The 2363-nt window shown below is 41.8% G+C and carries 2 protein-coding genes and 1 pseudogene; all 3 read right to left on the bottom strand.

Annotation, left to right across the window (positions count from 1 at the left end):
- The coding region (locus tag BK120_RS34205; RefSeq protein WP_144376930.1) for an ABC transporter substrate-binding protein at positions 1-448 on the bottom strand (448 nt) is incomplete at its 3' end.
- A gap of 164 nt (positions 449-612) precedes the next feature.
- Complete coding sequence (locus BK120_RS34200) at positions 613-1671, bottom strand: GntR family transcriptional regulator (protein WP_076271923.1); 1059 nt, start codon at positions 1669-1671, stop codon at positions 613-615.
- A 468-nt stretch (positions 1672-2139) separates the two neighbouring features.
- A pseudogene (locus tag BK120_RS35685) lies at positions 2140-2363 on the bottom strand (ABC transporter substrate-binding protein); the annotation flags it as partial.

The following is a 2363-nucleotide window of genomic DNA, read 5'->3' as shown; positions in this document are numbered from 1 at the left end:
GTTTCCATACGTTATCGGCTTGGAACAGCTCTGTCGTTTCTAGAAACGGCTGCAGGTTTTGAATCGTGCCTGCTTCGGCAAACTTATAAAACTGCGGGCCCGATACGTAAAATACGTCCGGTGTTTTGCCCGATGCAACCAGCGTAGACAGCTTCTGATTGTATTCAGCTGGCGGCACGCTTGTGTACTCTACCTTTACGTTCGGATATTTTGTTTCGTATGATTTGATCAGCTTGGCGAATATATCTTTCTCCTGCGGACTGCCATGACCCATAAACGAAATCTTCACTTTTTCTTGCGGTGCGTTTGTTGCTGCATCGCCTTTATTCCCCGTATTTCCATTTGCAGCAGAGCTGTTGCCATTTCCACCTGATGAACAAGCCGATAGCAGCATTCCAAAGCATAATAGCATTACAAGTCCAAGCTTCGCGGATAATTTGCTCTTCATTGCGGTTGTCGCCCCCTATGTTGTGTGAGTACTTATTGCGCTCTGTAAGCGCTTAATCCAATGAATTCATTATAAATTATATTGTTATATGTTTATATACTGAATATAATATAAAAAATACCATGCGCTAAAAATCAGCACACGGTATTTTTATGTTCTATTGATTACATTTCGCAAAATTTCACGGGTACGACGATACGCTGCGGCTCGTACTCCCCTTGTAGCTGCGCATGAAGCAATTCAACGGTAACCTTGCAAATCTCGTCTTCATTTTGCTGCAAATACGATACATCCTGAAAATCAGGCCGGTCAAAACAAACGAGCTCGAGATCGTCAGGCACTAACTTCTTCAGCCTCTTCGCTGCGTAATAGGTATAGTTGGTCAACTCCACATTGACAACGAATGCTGCTGAAACTTCAGGGCGCTCACTCATAAAAGTTTCAATAATGTGCTGCGCATTGCCGCTCGATATATCCTCAATTTTGAGAATACACCACAAATCCTTGTTAATCGGAAGTTTTTTGGCTAAATACGCTTTTTCGAATCCGATCACTCTTTCTTCGGTCGCTGTATTCGTAATTTCAGGCGTGATAAGGGCAATATGCTCATGGCCGCTGTCGAGCAAATGAGTGATTGCCTGTTCCGTCCCATTCACATTATCCGAGCTGACGCTGTACGTCCGAATCTCTTTCAAAAAACGATCAATTAGCACATGCGGAAATTTATCGAGCGACAAGCGTAAAATGCTATCGTTGTATCGCTCCTCCTCCGTCGGAAATACAATTAATCCGCGTACGTTTGCAGCGACCATCGATTCAATAGCTGCGCTTTCTTCAAGCTGCGACTCTCTCGTAATCCGTACCTGTAGGTTATAGCCGCTGGCTGTTACGTACTTTTCGATTGAGTCCAGTATTTTCTGATCCACCTTCGTCTTCATGCACGGTAAAATAAGTCCGATGACGTCCCGCACATGGCTTGAAACATCTAAATCCTCTGCCGTTTCGCCATCCTGTCTAACAAACGTGCCCTTTCCTTGTACTCGAACGAGTACGCCTTCATCCGCTAAACCAATCAACGCGTTTTTACTCGTGATTTGGCTTACTCTATACTTGTCCGCAAGCTCCTTCTCGGATGGGACACGATCTCCAGGACGCAATTTCCCAGCTTTGATTTGCCCTAAAATATCGACTTGAATTTGCTTATATAAAGGGAAATTTTTCATAACGACGTCCTCTCATTATATTAATATATTAATTATACTAAATTAATTTTATTTTGTCTGCAATGGAATAATTGGTGACTTTTATAAAAAACGATGGAATTCTCTCATATCCAATTGTTAATCTCGTCGGCTATGCATAATATCCTCGAATCATTTCTCTAACGAACGGTATGATGCTTATTATGTAGAAAACTGCTTTTATTTCATTTTAACGAACCTGATTAACGTTATATCATGATTTATAGGGTGCCATGAACTGTTTTTCTCGAAATAACGATTATAGAGTTCGTTACGTTTTTAATCCATAATAAATGATTTAAATAAGACCTACTGGGTTCGTAAGCTATATGAATGATACGCGGAAAAACAGCGTTCTCCCTAAGCTCCATCAAAAAAAACAGGGCTGTTCCAAAAGTAGAATGATCTACTTTAGAAACAACCCCTTAACCTCACTATTGCATAATCCTATTATTTATTGCCCTTGTCATACAGGTCTTGTAGCTTCGGCTGCAATTCCTTCGCCCAATCCGCAGCTGTCATCTTGCCGTCCCACACTTTGCCTGCCTCTTGCCACATCGTATCGATCCACTTCGTATCCTTCGAACCGAAATCAATTGGCGGATGACCGTAATCTTCAATAATATCAAGGAAAACTTGACGATTTGCTGGTGCTTTGTCATAAGCTACAAACT

The organism is Paenibacillus sp. FSL A5-0031 (assembly GCF_001956295.1).
Taxonomy (GTDB): Bacteria; Bacillota; Bacilli; order Paenibacillales; family Paenibacillaceae; genus Pristimantibacillus.
The sequence above is the reverse complement of the archived record's forward strand: the minus strand, read 5'-3'. Positions and strand labels throughout refer to the sequence as shown.